Source organism: Paenibacillus lentus, assembly GCF_042714055.1.
GTDB lineage: Bacteria > Bacillota > Bacilli > Paenibacillales > Paenibacillaceae > Fontibacillus > Fontibacillus lentus_A.
In genome coordinates this window covers 47,494-63,613 of record NZ_JBHGVC010000013.1, presented here as the reverse complement: position 1 = coordinate 63,613, position 16,120 = coordinate 47,494, and the positions used below count along the sequence as shown (strand labels likewise).

Annotated in this window: 19 protein-coding genes; 13 read left to right on the top strand and 6 right to left on the bottom strand. The window is 45.3% G+C overall.

Features of this window, described 5'->3' with window-relative positions; translation table 11 throughout:
- Positions 1–13 precede the first annotated feature (13 nt).
- Positions 14–838 (bottom strand): alpha/beta hydrolase, encoded by an 825-nt coding sequence (locus ACE3MQ_RS22570; RefSeq protein WP_379396964.1) that lies wholly within the window; start codon positions 836–838, stop codon positions 14–16.
- 241 nt (positions 839–1,079) lie between these two features.
- Here ACE3MQ_RS22570 and acpS point away from each other — a divergent pair, with 241 nt between their 5' ends.
- Together acpS and mutY are read left to right on the top strand one after the other, a co-directional pair.
- A complete protein-coding gene (gene acpS, locus ACE3MQ_RS22565; protein WP_379396962.1) occupies positions 1,080–1,472 on the top strand; it encodes a holo-ACP synthase in 393 nt (130 codons plus the stop codon).
- 21 nt (positions 1,473–1,493) lie between these two features.
- Entirely contained in the window at positions 1,494–2,681 is a 1,188-nt protein-coding gene (gene mutY / locus ACE3MQ_RS22560) for an A/G-specific adenine glycosylase (protein ID WP_379396960.1), read from the top strand.
- Between the two features lie 80 nt (positions 2,682–2,761).
- Here mutY and ACE3MQ_RS22555 read toward each other — a convergent pair whose 3' ends face one another.
- Positions 2,762–2,977 (bottom strand): hypothetical protein, encoded by a 216-nt coding sequence (locus tag ACE3MQ_RS22555; RefSeq protein ID WP_379396958.1) that lies wholly within the window; start codon positions 2,975–2,977, stop codon positions 2,762–2,764.
- Between the two features lie 488 nt (positions 2,978–3,465).
- On the opposite strand from ACE3MQ_RS22555, the gene ACE3MQ_RS22550 reads away from it, so the two are divergent.
- The 7 genes from ACE3MQ_RS22550 (at position 3,466) to folE (ending at position 9,178) form a co-directional block, all read left to right on the top strand.
- Complete coding sequence (locus ACE3MQ_RS22550; protein ID WP_379396956.1) at positions 3,466–3,897, top strand: GNAT family N-acetyltransferase; 432 nt, start codon at positions 3,466–3,468, stop codon at positions 3,895–3,897.
- Positions 3,898–4,085: 188 nt separating this feature from the next.
- Positions 4,086–4,739 carry a signal peptidase I gene (lepB, locus tag ACE3MQ_RS22545; RefSeq protein ID WP_379396954.1) on the top strand — a complete coding sequence of 218 codons (654 nt, stop codon included), beginning with the start codon at positions 4,086–4,088 and terminating at the stop codon, positions 4,737–4,739.
- Positions 4,740–4,763: 24 nt separating this feature from the next.
- Positions 4,764–5,204: a ribonuclease HI gene (rnhA, locus tag ACE3MQ_RS22540; protein WP_379396952.1), complete on the top strand. Its 441-nt coding sequence runs from the start codon at positions 4,764–4,766 to the stop codon at positions 5,202–5,204.
- Positions 5,205–5,259: 55 nt separating this feature from the next.
- Complete coding sequence (gene queG / locus ACE3MQ_RS22535; RefSeq protein ID WP_379396950.1) at positions 5,260–7,095, top strand: tRNA epoxyqueuosine(34) reductase QueG; 1,836 nt, start codon at positions 5,260–5,262, stop codon at positions 7,093–7,095.
- Positions 7,096–7,125: 30 nt separating this feature from the next.
- Positions 7,126–8,163, top strand: a complete 1,038-nt coding sequence (locus ACE3MQ_RS22530; protein WP_379396948.1) for an HD-GYP domain-containing protein — start codon at positions 7,126–7,128, stop codon at positions 8,161–8,163.
- Positions 8,164–8,280: 117 nt separating this feature from the next.
- A complete protein-coding gene (locus tag ACE3MQ_RS22525; protein ID WP_379396946.1) occupies positions 8,281–8,514 on the top strand; it encodes a YneF family protein in 234 nt (77 codons plus the stop codon).
- A gap of 70 nt (positions 8,515–8,584) precedes the next feature.
- Entirely contained in the window at positions 8,585–9,178 is a 594-nt protein-coding gene (gene folE / locus ACE3MQ_RS22520) for a GTP cyclohydrolase I FolE (RefSeq protein WP_213595010.1), read from the top strand.
- A 94-nt stretch (positions 9,179–9,272) separates the two neighbouring features.
- Here the strand turns inward: folE and ACE3MQ_RS22515 are convergent, their stop codons facing one another.
- Positions 9,273–9,419, bottom strand: coding sequence for a hypothetical protein (locus tag ACE3MQ_RS22515; protein WP_379397110.1), 147 nt, complete (start codon positions 9,417–9,419; stop codon positions 9,273–9,275).
- 138 nt (positions 9,420–9,557) lie between these two features.
- A complete protein-coding gene (locus ACE3MQ_RS22510) occupies positions 9,558–9,872 on the bottom strand; it encodes an IS3 family transposase (protein WP_379396943.1) in 315 nt (104 codons plus the stop codon).
- Between the two features lie 820 nt (positions 9,873–10,692).
- Here ACE3MQ_RS22510 and ACE3MQ_RS22505 point away from each other — a divergent pair.
- Genes ACE3MQ_RS22505 through ACE3MQ_RS22490 form a run of 4 tightly spaced genes read left to right on the top strand, consistent with a single transcriptional unit; the run spans position 10,693 to position 13,393 of the window.
- Positions 10,693–10,941, top strand: coding sequence for a hypothetical protein (locus ACE3MQ_RS22505; RefSeq protein ID WP_379396941.1), 249 nt, complete (start codon positions 10,693–10,695; stop codon positions 10,939–10,941).
- Positions 10,928–11,485, top strand: a complete 558-nt coding sequence (locus ACE3MQ_RS22500) for a hypothetical protein (RefSeq protein WP_379396939.1) — start codon at positions 10,928–10,930, stop codon at positions 11,483–11,485. The genes ACE3MQ_RS22505 and ACE3MQ_RS22500 overlap by 14 nt, the downstream gene beginning before the upstream one ends.
- Positions 11,475–11,714: an ABC-three component system middle component 6 gene (locus ACE3MQ_RS22495; RefSeq protein ID WP_379396937.1), complete on the top strand. Its 240-nt coding sequence runs from the start codon at positions 11,475–11,477 to the stop codon at positions 11,712–11,714. The genes ACE3MQ_RS22500 and ACE3MQ_RS22495 overlap by 11 nt, the downstream gene beginning before the upstream one ends.
- Positions 11,705–13,393 carry a hypothetical protein gene (locus ACE3MQ_RS22490; RefSeq protein ID WP_379396935.1) on the top strand — a complete coding sequence of 563 codons (1,689 nt, stop codon included), beginning with the start codon at positions 11,705–11,707 and terminating at the stop codon, positions 13,391–13,393. Before ACE3MQ_RS22495 ends, ACE3MQ_RS22490 begins: the two co-directional genes overlap by 10 nt.
- A 285-nt stretch (positions 13,394–13,678) precedes the next feature.
- Here ACE3MQ_RS22490 and ACE3MQ_RS22485 read toward each other — a convergent pair whose 3' ends face one another.
- The gene (locus tag ACE3MQ_RS22485; RefSeq protein ID WP_379396933.1) at positions 13,679–15,136 is read right to left on the bottom strand and encodes a sensor histidine kinase; all 1,458 of its coding nucleotides are present in this window, start codon (positions 15,134–15,136) and stop codon (positions 13,679–13,681) included.
- The gene (locus tag ACE3MQ_RS22480) at positions 15,133–15,828 is read right to left on the bottom strand and encodes a response regulator transcription factor (RefSeq protein ID WP_379396931.1); all 696 of its coding nucleotides are present in this window, start codon (positions 15,826–15,828) and stop codon (positions 15,133–15,135) included. Before ACE3MQ_RS22480 ends, ACE3MQ_RS22485 begins: the two co-directional genes overlap by 4 nt.
- Positions 15,829–16,120: the final 292 nt, after the last annotated feature.

The window sequence follows — 16,120 nt, the reverse complement described above, 5'->3', positions numbered from 1 at the left end:
GCTTCTTTGTTGTTTATTTGGTTGCGGATAAGGTCTGAGTAATAAACAGCAAGCTTGCTTTGAGTGCTTCCTCCAATGGCGCAGTCGTTCCTTGGAAGGGGTGGACGGCATTAAATGTATGATTGCCTCCCGGAATATGAATCCAGGGAATGTCCGGCCGGATGGATACTAATTGACTAGAGCCATGCCGCAGATGCGCTCCGTCGTCCAAGCCTTGAATGAGGGCGATCTTGAAGGTGGCCGAGGAGATGCGGCCGAGTATATTATAACGTTCGTGCTGACGATCCATATCCTCCAGGATGGCAACGTCCAGCGGCATTTGCTGTCCAGTCCGCCCGTTCATGACGTAGCTCCGTCCGTTCTCGCGCATTTCCCGCTTTTGAGAATCGCTGAATACATCTAGATTCGTAACTCCGTTCCAGGAGAGAACCCCGGTTACGGCATCCGAATGATCCAAAGCGTACACGAGGCTGACGCCAGCGCCCCGGCTGTGTCCGAGCAAAAACAGCGGGAGGGAACGCAGCTTCTCCTCCTGGCGTAGATGAGCAATCAGCGAGTCAATATCATTAAGCTCCCGTTCATATGTATTTACCGCGAATCGTTCGAGCTCTGTGAATTCGAGGGGGTCATCGCCGACGCCATTGTGGGAAAAGTTGAACGTAACCACCTCATGATGCTTGCTAAGCTGTTCAGCGACGTAAGGAAACATGCCCCAGTCTTTAAAGCCTTTGTACCCGTGGGCGATAACGATAAGGCTGGCTGCTTCCCCTTGGGCCGGGAATCGGGAACAGCGCAGCATATGACCGCCTTCCAGCGGAATATTGAAGTCCATCGGCATTTTCAAACGCATCCTTTCGTGACAGGTTTGAGAAGGTTAATCTTTATTTTGTGTTATTATACCATAATGAATCAGATTCATTGTGAGTCCAAAACAGCTTGAATTTGAGTTGATGGCAGAGGAGGATTTTGGCCCCTTGCTGAAGCTCGCTTCACCGCACATACCCTGATACAATGTGAATGTGCTATGTTAGCTGGCTTGGCAGGAAAGTGAAACAGTCCTCTCGAAGGAAGTGGTGTCGTTGATATATGGCATAGGTCATGATGTAGTTGAAATAGAGCGGATTCGAAAAATGCTGGATGGAGCTGTCGGCGACAGGCTGATGAAGCGTGTGCTGACGCCAGCCGAGCGTGAGCTGCCTGGCAGTACGGCACGTCCCGCTGAATTTCTGGCCGGAAGATTCGCGGCAAAAGAGGCGCTCAGCAAAGCCTTCGGCTGCGGGATCGGGAAGAAGCTCAGCTTTGCGGATATGTCGATCCTGCCGGATGATTCCGGCAAGCCTCATGTTATTTTGAAGCCGGAAGCATGGCAGCGTTTAGGTTTGGCGGGTGGGCCGGCAGGCTATGCCGTGCATCTTAGCATTACGCATGAGCGTCATCTTGCTTCGGCGTTCGTCGTCGTGGAGAAAGTGTAATAAAGGGGAGCAGCAGTGATCATGGAAGAGAAATGGAGCAAGGAAAGCAGGGAGTATTTCAGTACGGAGCTGTTGTCCTGGTATGAGCGGTCAAAGAGGGATTTACCGTGGCGCAGGCATCGTGATCCTTATTATATTTGGATATCGGAAATCATGCTGCAGCAGACCCGCGTGGATACGGTGATTCCATATTTCCACCGGTTTATTGAGCGTTTTCCGACGATATCACGTCTGGCAGAAGCGCCGGAGGAGGACGTGCTGAAATGCTGGGAGGGGCTCGGCTACTATTCCCGGGCCCGGAATTTGCAGGCTGCTGCCCGCCAGGTGATGGAGCGGCACGGAGGGCAGGTGCCAAACGACAAGGCTTCGGTCTCAGCGCTGAAGGGCGTAGGCCCCTATACGACAGGGGCGATTCTAAGCATTGCTTTTAACCAGCCGGAGCCGGCTGTAGATGGCAATGTGATGCGCGTCCTGTCCCGGTATTTCTTCATCGAGGAAGATATAATGAAGACGGGGACGCGCGCGCTGATGGAAGGGCTCGCGGGGTCGCTGATTCCGGCAGGCCGGGCAGCGGATTTCAATCAGGCGTTAATGGAGCTGGGGGCACTGGTGTGCTCCCCTAAGGCTCCGCAATGCCTGACTTGCCCGGTCATGGCGCATTGCGCGGCGCGCCTGGAGGGCGCCGAGCTTCGCCTGCCGGTGAAGAGCAAGGCGAAGCCGCCGCGTCCCGAATATCGGATCGTCGCCCTCGTGGAGGGCGAAGGAGAGAGGGAGGGACGCGTGCTCGTACGCCGGCGGCCGGACACGGGGCTGCTCGCACGGATGTGGGAGCTGCCCCATGTTCCGGCGGCGGCCCAGCTCGGCGAGGGCGCCGGGCTGCCGGACGGTACGGCGATGAGCCGTCTGGCGGGAGCGCTGGCCGCCGAGGGGACGTACGTCCGGCCGGAGGGGCCGTTCATGATGGCCGAGCATATTTTCAGCCACATTCATTGGTATTTGCGTGTGTTTCGTTTCCAGGAAGCCGCAGCTCTGAGTGCATTGGCAGGCTTTGCGGAGACAGCGGTTGCCGAGGAACAGGCCGCATATGATGAGGGGGAGCGGGCTGAGGAATATCGCTGGATTACGGCCGAGGATATGAACGATTTGGCGTTCCCTAACGTTTTTTTGAAAATTCTTCATCAATACTTTGGGGAGAAGCATGCAGGATAGCCATAAAAGCAGACCAGGAATTGTTCTTGGTCTGCTTATTTCGTGTTTCACTGAATTTTGTTGAATTCTGTCGACTCCATTTATTCGAGCATCCGGTTCTCTACGTCCTTCATGTTATTCTGTTGATCGGTTTCCCGGTGCTGCGGCTCAACGACTTGTCCCTTCTCCGCTGGAGCATCTCCGCTCACGCTGCGAACGAAGCTGCTGAACTGCGCTTTTTGCTTGTCAACCTCCTGCTTGGCCGTCAAAAGCTCCTCTGGGTCATTAGTCAATTGCTTTGACGTGTCGTCGGTCAAGGTAGTCCCTCCTTTCAAGGTCATTTATTTTAAGATTACCCGAAGCAGTCATTTTCAATCGAAGGAAAAAGGCCGGAGGAATCCCCCACAGTGGCCGGCAGAGTATGTTATAATATGTGACAGGCCTTTTTACCATGAATTACGTTGATAACTTCGCTTTTAATTCTCGTTTTAAACTCTCTTCATAAAAATGGCAACAATTGACGCGCATTTAACCTCACATTAACAATTCCTAATTTTGGTAGACTCCATTATATTATGCACTTACATTTCCAGTACTAGAATAAATTTTATCAATAAATAATGTAAACGCTTAATATAAAGCGCTTTCAGAAGAAAAATGGTGTATTTCCATGTTTATTATGGTTTAATGGACAAGTAAGGAGTTTTTCCTCGTTTTTTGTCTAGATTTAATTATTCGTTGGATGTAAAAATGGACCGTGTGTTTTACATGAATCTATCAAGCAAAGGAAAAGGGAGATCATAGCATGCGTATTCGTTCCTTCCAGTTGAGTGATGCCAATCAAGTGATGGAGCTTTTGCAGGTTGCCTTATCAGAACAATGCTACGAAGACACTAAGCGGGCTTTTGCCAGACAATTGTCCTGGGATTCGGAGTTGATTATGATTGCAGAAGCCGATGAAGAAGTTGTAGGGGTATTGATCGGAACGATCGATCAAAATCTCGGTTGCATTTATCGAACTGCAGTTCATCCCGAATATCGTCGTCAAGGGTATGGCAAAAATCTGGTTAACGCTATGGAACAACGGTTCCAGCAGCGCAACATCCGCCGAATCGTTGTAGCTGGCGATGAGCATAACAAGGCCCTCATGCCGCTCTATGAAGCGATGGGATACGGAGCAAGCAAGTTCCTGGAGGCGTTCCAGAAATTGGGTATCGCAGCAGTCCGTTCGCTGTAAGGTTCTATAAATAAATCCAATGCCGTATGACGGATAAATTGGATAATGATCTCAGGTGATGAAGAAGCATATCTTCCGTCCGTTGCATTTGGGCGATAGATATGCTTTTCTATTATTATGTCCATTGCCAGGGCGTGCTCGCCTAAATGCATGGATTCAATCGGATTACGCTATAAAAGAGGTGCAACATGAAGCCTGTCATTCCATCAGAACAACAGAATCAGGAGTATGTTCGCAAGCGAAATGAGGTAGAGAAGGATAACATGGAAGCTGAGAAACGTACTGCCGAAGAGGCTGAGCAGAGCTTTTTCCAGAAAAGATGGGTTCGCGAGCTGTGGGATTTAGGAAAGACGGCCGCGATTGCGTTTTTGATTATGCTGCTGCTGAATATGTTTGTGTTTAATTTGTCGATGGTGAAGGGTGAATCGATGCAGCCGACGCTTGAAGAGCGGGAGCGGCTTTTCGTGGATAAAATCGTATATTATTTCGCATCGCCCCAGAGCGGAGAAGTCGTAGTGCTTAAAGATCCCAGCACAGGCCCTGATAAGAAGCATTACCTCGTTAAACGGGTCGTCGCTGTACCTGGAGACACGATAGAGGTTCAGAATCATGTATTATATGTAAACGGGGAAGCCCAGAACGAGCCTTATACCGATGTCCAAATCGAAGATCGGGATTTTGCCGAGATCCAGCTTGGGGATGACGAATACTTCGTTATGGGCGACAACCGCCACTATGGCCGCAGTAAGGATAGCCGCAGCTTTGGAAGCGTGCATAAGAAGGATATCGTGGGACGTGCAGAGTTCGTGTTCTGGCCCATCACCAAAATAAGAGGGTTGTAAAATAAGCAGCATGGAGGATATTTCGTGAAGGAAATTACGATTTATACCGATGGAGCCTGCTCCGGAAATCCCGGTCCTGGAGGATGGGGGGCCGTTCTATTGTATAATGGCCACCGTAAGGAATTATCGGGCGGCGAGCCGCTAACGACGAATAACCGCATGGAAATCCAGGCGGTCATTTCTGCTTTAGAGCAGCTCAAGGAACCGTGCCGCGTAAAAGTATATAGCGACTCCGCTTATGTCGTTAACTGCTTTAAGCAGGGCTGGATTCGCAACTGGTTGAAAAATGGCTGGAAGAACAGCAAAAATCAGCCGGTCGAGAATCAGGAGCTGTGGCAGGAATTATGGCGCCTGATGCAGATTCATCAGGTGGAATATATTAAGGTCAAGGGGCACAGCGATAATGAGTTGAATAATCACTGTGACTTTTTGGCCAGGGAAGCGATCAAACGCTTGTCTCGGTAAAGGTCTGGACAACCTGCTGAGCAGCAAGCATATTACATTTAAGGAGGGATCGGAGATGACGGAAGTGAGGCCAAGGGCTGAAGGCGGCCAGGGCAAAGCGAAGGATTGGGCTGGGCTGAAGCAGGAAATTAAGGATGCCGCATATTCCATGGGGATCGATGATATCGGATTCGCTTCTGCCGATCCGTTCCTGTCGTTAAAGAATGTGCTCCTGGATCGTCGGTCTAAAGGCTATGAATCCGGGTTTGAAGAACCGGATATCGATAAACGGATATATCCTGAATTGTCATTGGAAAGACCGGCTTCTTTAATTTCTATTGCGGTAGCCTACCCCTCAAAGCTGAATAACCCGCCAAAATCGGAGCCAGGCTTGCGCCGGGGGATTCTGGCCAGATCGGCTTGGGGCCAAGATTATCATGCCGTGCTACGGGAAGCGATGGCCCGGTTAGAGGAATTCATCGTGCAGCGAGTAGAGGGAGCACGGATTGAAAGCATGGTAGACACGGGCGCATTAGTAGACCGTGCTGTGGCAGAACGGGCCGGAATCGGCTTTAAGGCGAAAAACTGCATGGTGATTTCGCCGAAGTGGGGATCGTGGATTTACCTTGGAGAGCTGATAACGAATATTCCGTTTGAACCGGATACGCCGGTCACGGAAGATTGCGGCGAATGCACGAAATGTATCGATTCCTGTCCGACAGGTGCTTTGGTCGGCCCCGGGGAGCTGAACGCGCAGCGGTGCGTTTCTTTTCTCACTCAAACCAAGGGCTTCCTGGAGGACGAGCTCATGAGAAAGATCGGCAACCGTCTGTACGGCTGCGATACTTGCCAAATTGTGTGTCCGAAGAACAAAGGCAAGTCATGGAGTCATCGTCCCGAATTACAGCCTGATCCAGAGACGGTAAAACCGCTTCTTCTTCCGCTTCTTGAACTGAGCAACCGGGAATTCAAGGAGCGTTTCGGTTCGAGTGCGGCTGCCTGGAGAGGCAAGAAGCCTATCCAAAGAAATGCAGTTATTGCGTTGGGGAACTTCAAAGATAAGGCCGCTGTGCCGAAATTAATAGATATCATGCGAAATGATTCCAGACCGGTCTTAAGAGGGACGGCCGCTTGGGGTTTGAGCCGTATCGGCGGGGAGGAGGCGCTTCAGGCTGTAACAGAGGCTATCTCTGCCGAGAAGGACGAAGAGGTGCTTGAACGGTTGCATACCGCAAGGGGCAAGCTGCAGGGGGAAGAAGTGAAACTGGAGGCTAAGGCGGCGATTGAGATGAAAACGAATGCTGGTGTTAAGGCAGATACAAATTCCAAGACAGAGGCGAAGGCAAAACCTGGCGCAAAGGAAGCTGCATCAATCTCTGCAGAACCGGGTTGCCTGTATTACACGGAGATGGATTCGCCAATTGGTGTCCTCACGCTTTGCGCAAGCGACCGGGGGCTGTGCCATATTGAATTCGGCCCATTTGCGGATCGGGCTGCTTTTCTAGAAAAATGGGCTAAGCGTTATTATCCTGGAGCCCGGTATGTTCGTGCTGAGAAGCCGTTAGCTCCTGCCGTTTCGCAGCTTAGAGCTTATTTTGCCGGGGAGCGTCACAGCTTTGATCTGGCTTTGGATTTGCAGGGAACGGAGTTTCAGCGAAGAGTATGGGCCGCCTTGCTTGATATTCCCTATGGCGCAGCAGTTTCCTATAAGTCGATCGCCGAGAATATCGGTCAACCTAAGGCGGTTCGGGCTGTTGGCGGTGCCAACAACAAAAATCCGCTGCCGATTATCGTCCCTTGCCATCGCGTGATAGGCTCCGGCGGAGCGCTTGTCGGATATGGAGGAGGCTTGTCCATCAAAGAGAGCTTGCTTTCGTTGGAGGGATACAATCAGGGTAGGATATTGATATAAGGCGACATGATCGCCAAGGGGGATTAATTCATGAGATTCATGAGTGTTGAGGATATCGAACCGGGGCAGTACCTTGGCAAAACGGTGTATTCTTCTAATGGAACGGTGCTACTGTCGGCTGGAGTCCAGCTTACGGTCTACATGATTAATACGTTGAAGCGCATCGGTGTAACTATGCTCTACATCAAAGATCCTGACTTCGAGGACATTGAGATTGAAGAGGTGCTTAGTGATTCTACGAAAGACATGATCTTTAAAGACATGAGCCAGACGCTGGAAGCAGTAAGATCCGGCAAAGATTGGAGTACAAAAAAAGTAAGCGTAAGCATAGAGGCAATGCTGGAGGATGTGTTGAGCCACCGGGGCGTGCTGCTTCAGCTGACGGATATCCGTACGACCGACAATGACGATTATCTTCACGCGGTCAATGTATGTCTGCTCTCCTCGATGATCGGACTGAATATGGGGCTTAATTATTCCCAGCTCAAGGATTTGGCTATCGGCGCTTTGCTGCATGATATCGGCAAGGCGAATCCATTGCCGGAAGGGGCATCGGAGGACGAGCCGGATCATCATCACACCTGGAGAGGGTTCGAGGTGCTGAAGAATAAACGGGAATTTAATCTGCTGATCGCTCATACTGCTCTCCAGCATCATGAACGCTTGAACGGCAGCGGGCTGCCACGCGGGTTGGACAGCGAAAGCATTCATCTATTCCCTAAAATAGTAGCCGTTGCAAACAAATATGATAATCTGGTTGGCGGTGGCGGCGGCAATACCGGACGTCCGCTGCTTCCGCATGAAGCATGCGAACAACTGATGGCATCATCCGAGCATGAGCTCGATCATCAAGTGCTGATCGAGTTTACCCGAATCATTTCGGTATATCCGAACGGCACAGCCGTTCGCCTTTCGACAAAGGAGACAGGCGTCGTTGTTCGGCAGCACCGAGGCCTGCCTGGGCGTCCGGTGATTCGCATCATTCGCGGATCAGGAGATGAGCTGGATGTTAAGGAAGTTGATCTTGCCGTGGAAACGACGACTTTTATCGAAGCGGTATTGGCTTAAATTTTTAACAATTTAATTTGCTAGGAATGTTGCGGAAGTGATATTATAGCTTGAGGTGCTTATAGCACACCACAACAAGAATGAAACATTTGATTACTATACAGGGGTGGCTGAATTATGAACTATGTAATTCCTATTATTACACTGATCGTCGGCTTGGTCGGCGGTTTCTTCATTGGCGTATTTTACTTGCGCAAACAATTGATGAAGATGCAAAATGATCCGCAAATGCTTCAGAAGATGGCCAAGCAAATGGGCTACAATTTGAACGGGCAGCAAATGCAGCGCGCCCAGCAGATGATGAAGAAGCAGGGTGTGTCCCAGCCGCAAGGCCGGCGTAAGAAGAAATAATAGGCTTCATATTTAGCAAAACAACACACTCTGCTCCCTGAACAGGGAGAACAGGAAGGAGGAGGCGCGAGTGGCAGGCGTCAAAGATTATGTAAATACCCAGGTTGGAGCCAACCGGGAGAAGATTGAACACCATGTTCGCGAAATATTGAAGCTGATTGGTGAAGATGTCGAACGGGAAGGCCTTATTGATACACCGGCTCGGGTAGCCCGGATGTATGAAGAAATATACGGCGGCTACGAAGTAGATCCCCGCGACGTGCTCGGAGTTACGTTCGAAGAGAACCATGAAGAGCTTGTTATTGTGAAGGATATCGTGTACTACAGTCAATGCGAGCACCACACGGCCCCTTTCTTCGGCAAAGTGCACATCGGTTATATTCCGAGCGGCAGAATCGCCGGACTTAGCAAACTGGCCCGGTTGGTGGAAGCGGTCACCCGCCGATTGCAGGTACAGGAGCGCATTACGTCGCAAATCGCCGACATTATGGACGAGGTGCTTAAGCCGCAGGGCGTGATGGTGGTCGTGGAAGGCGAGCATCTATGCATGTGCGCCCGAGGCATCAAGAAGCCGGGAAGCAAGACGGTAACCTCGGCTGTACGGGGAACGTTCCGTTCCGATGCGGCTTCCAGAGCAGAGTTCCTGTCGCTGATTAAAGAATAGTGACTGAAGGAATGTTCTCTCTACGCTCAAAACGTTAATCAATTCCTTATTGCACCAAATTTTACAAAGGTTTTTTGGTTCAAGTTGGTTCAAATCAACTTGAACCTAATAAAGCACTTATCAGCTTTAAGGCATCGGCATCTTGCTGGTGCTTTTTTTCTGGCATTAATTCCAGATAATAATTCTGTGTGGTTTGAATATTTATATGTCCTAATCGTTTGGAAACATAAGCGATGTCTATATCTTGAGCAAATAAAAATGATGCATGCGTATCTCTTAGACCGTGAAAGTCGTTTTTTTAATGCCTAATTCCGTTAATAACTCGGCTAATTGTTCGGATTGTTTAAAGCCGCCAAAGCCGAAGATATAACCATTCTCTTTAACAGGAAATTTTAGGAATAAGCTTGTTATACTTGAGGTACGTAATGTCCGTTAACAGCACTTTTTCCGGTTCCCCTTGGTCAAACTGGCGCTGAAGCAGATTCGTGGATGTTTTATGTTCCTGGGTGGCCTGCGCCATTTTCCGATAAGGTTTAGCCTGACGCACCTTGGCGACGAGATTGTATTTGCGCTTAAGGCGGCGAATCTTTTTATGGTTCATCACCACGTTGTCCAAACGTTCGAGATTCATCATGATAACAAGAGCACCGTCCTTTTCATTTAGCCGATCAAAATGTACTTTTATGAGCGCCAAATCGTTTTCGTCTACTGCTTCCTTACATTGACGAATGTCTTCGGCCGAGAGCCATCTGTAATAGCCGCTGACACTTACTACAGCAAGTTTGCACAGGTGTCGAGTTAAACGCTTTATACCGTGTTGTCGAATGGTACGGTTAATCAATTCAAAGCGCGATGATGTACTTAACGTTTGTCCTGCTTCGCCTGCCTCTCTAGTACCTTCAACTTTTTCAGGAATTCGTTCTCAACCACTAGGAGTTTAATCTTAGCTTCAGCTCTTCTTAATTTCTCCTCTATGGAGAACTCTTTACTGGAGGGTCTTCCGGAGCTACCTTTACCTCGTCTCTCTTCGAGAAGACCTGCTTCACCGTGAGTGGCATAGGTAGCCCGCCAACGTTTCACTCTCTTTTGGCTTATGTGAACTGAACATATTTACGTCAAATCCCGCCTCAAGGAAGATCTCCATTGGTGTTTTTCCGGCATGATAAGCTTTAACTGCAGCAATCTTAAAAGACGGGTGAACGATATGTTCGTCTCTGAAACGCGTTGTACATTAGGATTTGCTTCTAACTGTTTGATTTGCGTTTCGGTATACCGCATGGCTCATTGCCCCCGTTTTCTATAGATAATTTTGATTATAAACGCAAAGAACCCGAGAGAGGGCACTTTTTTCAAAGTGTCCATCTCTCGGGTCACAGTTCAGTCTTCTTCTTTCGTACTGTCGTCCTCTTATCCATCCATAAAATCAATCTTCGTTTTATTTGTATTGTTCTCTAGGAAATAAGTACCTCTATTGTGATAGAATAATAGGTAAATTATGATGTTAGAGGTGGCTAATGGAAACTGTAAATATCGTATTAGGAATTATCGCTTCAATACTATCTATAGCTGGAATAATTTTTTCAAAAAAAGTATCTGATAAAAATAAAAAAATTGAACAATATCTGAAACAGGAATTAAATATTACATTAGATTCATCGAAAAAAGAGGTGTTAACTAGTAAAAAGGCGAAATCGGGTGACAATGGAACTAGTATAATAGGAAATAACAATAAAATTAGTGGAGGAAAAAATGGCGTTAAGTAATAGTGCTAGTAGTGGGAATAACGGAACTTCAATTGTCGGTGATAAGAATAATCTTACAACCATTAATTTAGGTAGCCGGACTCCAAAAATATTAAAGCGAAGTGCTATCTTTGAAGTTTGTAAAATAATTGCAGAGCTTGATATTGATTATGACGATGAATATTCTATCCAAAAAAATTCTGATTGGATGGAAAAGTTTGAGTACAATAAAGTTGACCTTTACATAGAAATTTTTGATAATTATTCAGACGGTTATGATGAAGTTTCTAAGGTTTTACACGGCTATTTAAAAAAGACATTAATGGTCAAAAAAATTCGGACGGTTTATTTAGAAGTTGAAAAAGTAAGAGAAAAAGAAGAGCTTGACGGCGATTATGTAATTAAACAAGTGTTCGATCGTCTCAAAGAAGAAGTTTGTTATAATGCGTTAATCAGTGAATCTGACTTATTAGATGAAGAAGTAGATGAAGCCATTTATCTAATAATGTTCTATGCATTTACTAAATGCAAACTTTTAAAGCCATTGCCTAAGGATGTTGAATAAGATGATAATTGACAGAGACTCAAATCCTAAAGATACCATATACTACACCTCTGCATGTATATTAGAAATTGTTTCCCTAGACAAGCATAACGTTGAGGGCTTATACGAAACTTTAAAGAAGCGATACAATGACTCACTTGATTATACTATCTATTTACTTTCATTGGATTTTCTTTTTCTTATCGATAAAATTTCAATTAGTAAGGAGGGATTTCTAAAGTGTTCCTAAAGCGCTTGACAATTAAAGAAACAATACATGCACAAGAAATCATCAGACAAATCCCTTTTACTATGGGGATGAATTTTATTGTTGATGCTGGGAAAGATCAGGAAAAGGGAAATAGTGTTGGGAAAACGACTATTTTAAAGTTGATAGATATATGTTTGGGAGCAAAAGACAGGAAGTTTATATATTATGATGATGAAACAAAGCAAACAAATGAGAGGTTAAAAAACTATATTATTGACAACAAAGTTAATGTTGATCTTATGGTTGTTGAGTCTTTCAACGAGGAAGATTCAAATGAACAACATATTCTTTCTGTGGATCTTTATCCTAGAGGTAAAAGATATATCAATGGTATAGAAGTGAATCAAAATGAATACTGGAAACAACTTAATGAGATTTTCTTTTCTAATTTCGCTAATTATCCTACTTTTAGACAGTTAATCAATATGTTTGTTAGAATAGATCAACGGGCAGACAATAATAAGTTCCTTAAATTTTTAGAAAGAACTAATGATGCAACCTATGAGAATATTTATTCGTATCTTTTTGAGATGCAAGATCAGGTAGTGAGTAACCATATTTTGGAATTGAGAAGAGAAATTGCAGAAAAAAATAAAGAAATAAAAAACTTTATGTCTATAAACAATTTTAAATCTATAGATAGTGTCAATCAAAAGGTAATTCTACTGGAGTCAACTATTGATGATTTAAATAATCAAATGAACATATTAGTGAATTCAAGGAAATTCAAAGAAAATGAAGAAAAGATATCTGAAATAAAAATTAAGTACGCTGATTATAATGATCGGATAGATGAACTTTTATTTAAAAGAAAGAGAATCACAGATATTCTTACGGATGCTAAGCAGGAAATAAAAAATACCATTGATAAAGAGGTTCTAAGAAATTTATATAATGAAACTTTAGAAGCAATGGGTGAATTACATAAGGAATTTGAAGACTTAGTAAAGTTTAATGATGAACTTATGAATAATAAAATAAGATATTTTAATTCCCAGTTAGAAAAGATAGAAGAAAAAATTGTTAGTCTTGAAGAAAATAAGAATCGATTATTTGAAAAGCATAAAAATGTAATTATGTTAATAGAAGAAAATAAAATTGATGAGTACACTTCGTTGCAAAATAAACTTGCAGAATATAACGAAGAACTGGGGAGTAATAAGAATATTAGATCAATTTATTATCATTTAGAGAGTCGGGTGGCGGAGCTTGATGAAGAATTAGAAAAGATTGAAGATGGAGCTGCCGTTAAGGAAGATTCGTTGTCTATCTTTAATAAATATTTTTCCCAATATAGCGAAAAGACTAATGGAGAACCTTTTATGCTCTATAATACAGAAAAAGGATTTCCTTTTGGTATCGATCACGTAAAAAGGGGATTAAGTACAGGTACGAGGAAATCCATTATTGCTGCATTTGATTTAGCCTATCAACAATTAGCTAAGGACTTGGGGAAAAAAGTTCCCAATTTTATAGTTCATGATGTAATAGAAACTATTGATCAGGTAGCTCTAAAGGCGATTATCAATATCGTGAACTCTATAGAATGTCAGTACATTGTAGCAGTTCTAAAAGAAAAAATTCAAGATAATGATTTAATACAAGAATCAAATATCGTAGTTACTCTCTCTGAAAATGATAGACCTTTTAGAAATTAAACGGTGAAACAAAACTTTTAGGAAACATATATTCAACTTTGGTTTAAATTGGCCCAAGCATTATCAAATTCAATACTTTTTCATCCATTTTTATCCGAATATGGTTTTGTAGATTATTGATATAAATGGATTTGGTATACCTAATATTTATATATTTCTCAAACCTTAAAAACAAAACACGCCTTCATGGCGTGTTTTGTTTTTACTCTTAAGTTTGTAATCAACCCATTAACGCTTGTCCAAGAATCTAATAGGTTGCTAGTAAGATCATTTAGTTTGGATAGCTTATGTGTCCTGAAGCGGGATGGTAAAGCTTACCGTCGCCCCGCAAGCTGGATTGTTCTCGGCGCAAATCTGTCCTCCATGATGCTGAATCAGTAGCTTGGCGATATATAACCCAAGCCCCGAGTGTCCTTTTTGCCTGGAGGATGAATGACTACCCTGATAAAACTGCTTGAATGCCTGTTGCAGATCCTGCGGCTGTGCAAACCCTGCTCCATTATCCGTGATAGACATCATCACCTGCTGCCCGGTAATTTCGATGCGCCATTGAATCCGTCCGGCTTCAGGTGTATACCGGATGCTGTTCGACACGAGGTTATCGAGAACCTGGATGATGCGATACGGATCGAAGATGATAGGATTTTTGACCGTTCGGTTATCGTTAAGCTCAGTATGGAAAGTTATATTCTTATCCTTGCATAAGGCAGCATATTCCACGGTTTTATTATCCGCAAATTCTTCAATATCCACGGGAAGCGGCTGGAGCCGAAATGACATCTTCTCAAGCTCCGCAATGGTGTTCATATCCTGCAGGAGTTTCGAAGCGCGGATGGTGTTGCGCCGGATGACTTGCAGATATTGTACCCTTTTGTCTGTATAAGCTTCTCCATCCATCTGTTCCATACCCTCGACATGCCCTTGAATAATCGTAAGCGGCGTACGCAGATCGTGGGCGAGCGCTGCAAACATGGTGCTTCTTTCTTTCTCCATTCTCCATTCCCGCTCAATGGAATGTTCCAGCTCCTGTCGCATGTCTTCAAAAGCATTCGTCAGACGGTTTACTTCCGTTATGGATGATGCCCCGGTAATGGAAAAGCGTAAATTTTTCGCTTTAATCATTTCAGCCCCTTGCAGAAGCCGCTGTAATGGAGCGTTGATCATCCGGCTGAACTTCCTTCCGAATATGAAGGTGAACAAGATGATATATAGAAATGGCGTTAGGAAAAAGGTCAGGAATCCGAAGGTTACCATGGGGTTAAGCGCTGGATTGGCTGCCGTCACTTTTAGGTGATATCCCAGCAGAAGTGCACCTATGAATTCTCCGTTCCGGGACATAACCGGTATATATTTAACGAACTGGTTGAGGCTGCTGTGCGTCTGGTTCAAGCGTGCCAGAAGCTTCTGCCGGGTAAGTGATTCTGTAATTTGAAGATCCCCATATAAGATTTCACCCGCAGGCGACACAACTAGGTAGTTTATGCCCTGTGAGGGGATCACTTTTTCCAGCTCGGCTTGTCCCTGCGTGCTCATGATAGAATCGCCTCGGGTTTCCGCGTACTCTAAAATGACGGGGATTTGCGCCTCGTAATGATTCGCCGGGAACAAATTGTCATGGTTGAAAAAGTAGCCGAGCAGCAGCACGAGAAATCCCCAGGTTATAAGTGTAGCCAGCAAGCTACAGGCTAGAATAGAGACGAAGTGTCGGGCGAACGTATTTTTTATGGAGCGTTGTTTGGTCATTTGGAATCCCACTTGTAGCCGATGCCCCAGACGGTTTGAATATAAGTACGGTCTTGTGCGTGGGCAGCCAGCTTGGCCCGAATTTTCTTGATATGTTCCGTGATCGTGGAATCGTCACCCTCTGCGTCAAATCCCCATAACTTCTCATAGATTTGTTCTCTAGAAAAAACCTGCCCCTGATGCATGGCTAACAATTCTACGATCCGATACTCTTTATTCGTGAGGGCAATGTTGTGTCCATTGCAGTTCACGGTATGTCCTTTGCAATCGATCGTCAGGGATGGAAATCGAAGGACGCTTTGTTCTTTTTGCATATGGATTCTCTGCTCTCTCCGCAGATGGGCATGGATTCTGGCTTTTAATTCAGCGAGGCTGAAGGGTTTGAGCAGATAATCATCCCCGCCCGCGGCCAGCCCCCTAATACGGTCCACTTCACTCTGACAGGCACTCAGAAACACAATGGGACATTGTGTCGTTTCCCTAAGCTGCTCGCATACTTCAATGCCGTTCATCTCAGGCATCATCACATCAAGTATGATCAGCGAGGGCTGCTGTTGGCTCTGGATTAAGGCATCCCGCCCGTTACCGGCAGTAAGTACGCGATAGCCTTCAAGCTCCAGCGCATCTTGTATAAAAGCAATGATTTCTTCTTCATCATCCACCAATAGGATCGTTTCGTTTGCCATATCCATTACATCCTCCAGAAAACCTAGTCATATTCATTTTGATAGTTTACCTGAAAATTATAAAGAAAGGGTAAAGAGTATCCATTTTAGAACTGTTTATCCTTTCTTTATAATTGTACCTTAACCTGAAGGCATAATGATAAGGAGGCACGAGGATGGCAATGAAATCACAATCAAGAATAGAACTGATAGACAGCTTAAGAGGATTTGCACTATTAGGAATAATTTTGGTCAACATCACCTTCTTCACAACGTCGCTTCGGACGATTTCATATGGGGTTGATTTATGGTCTGGCTG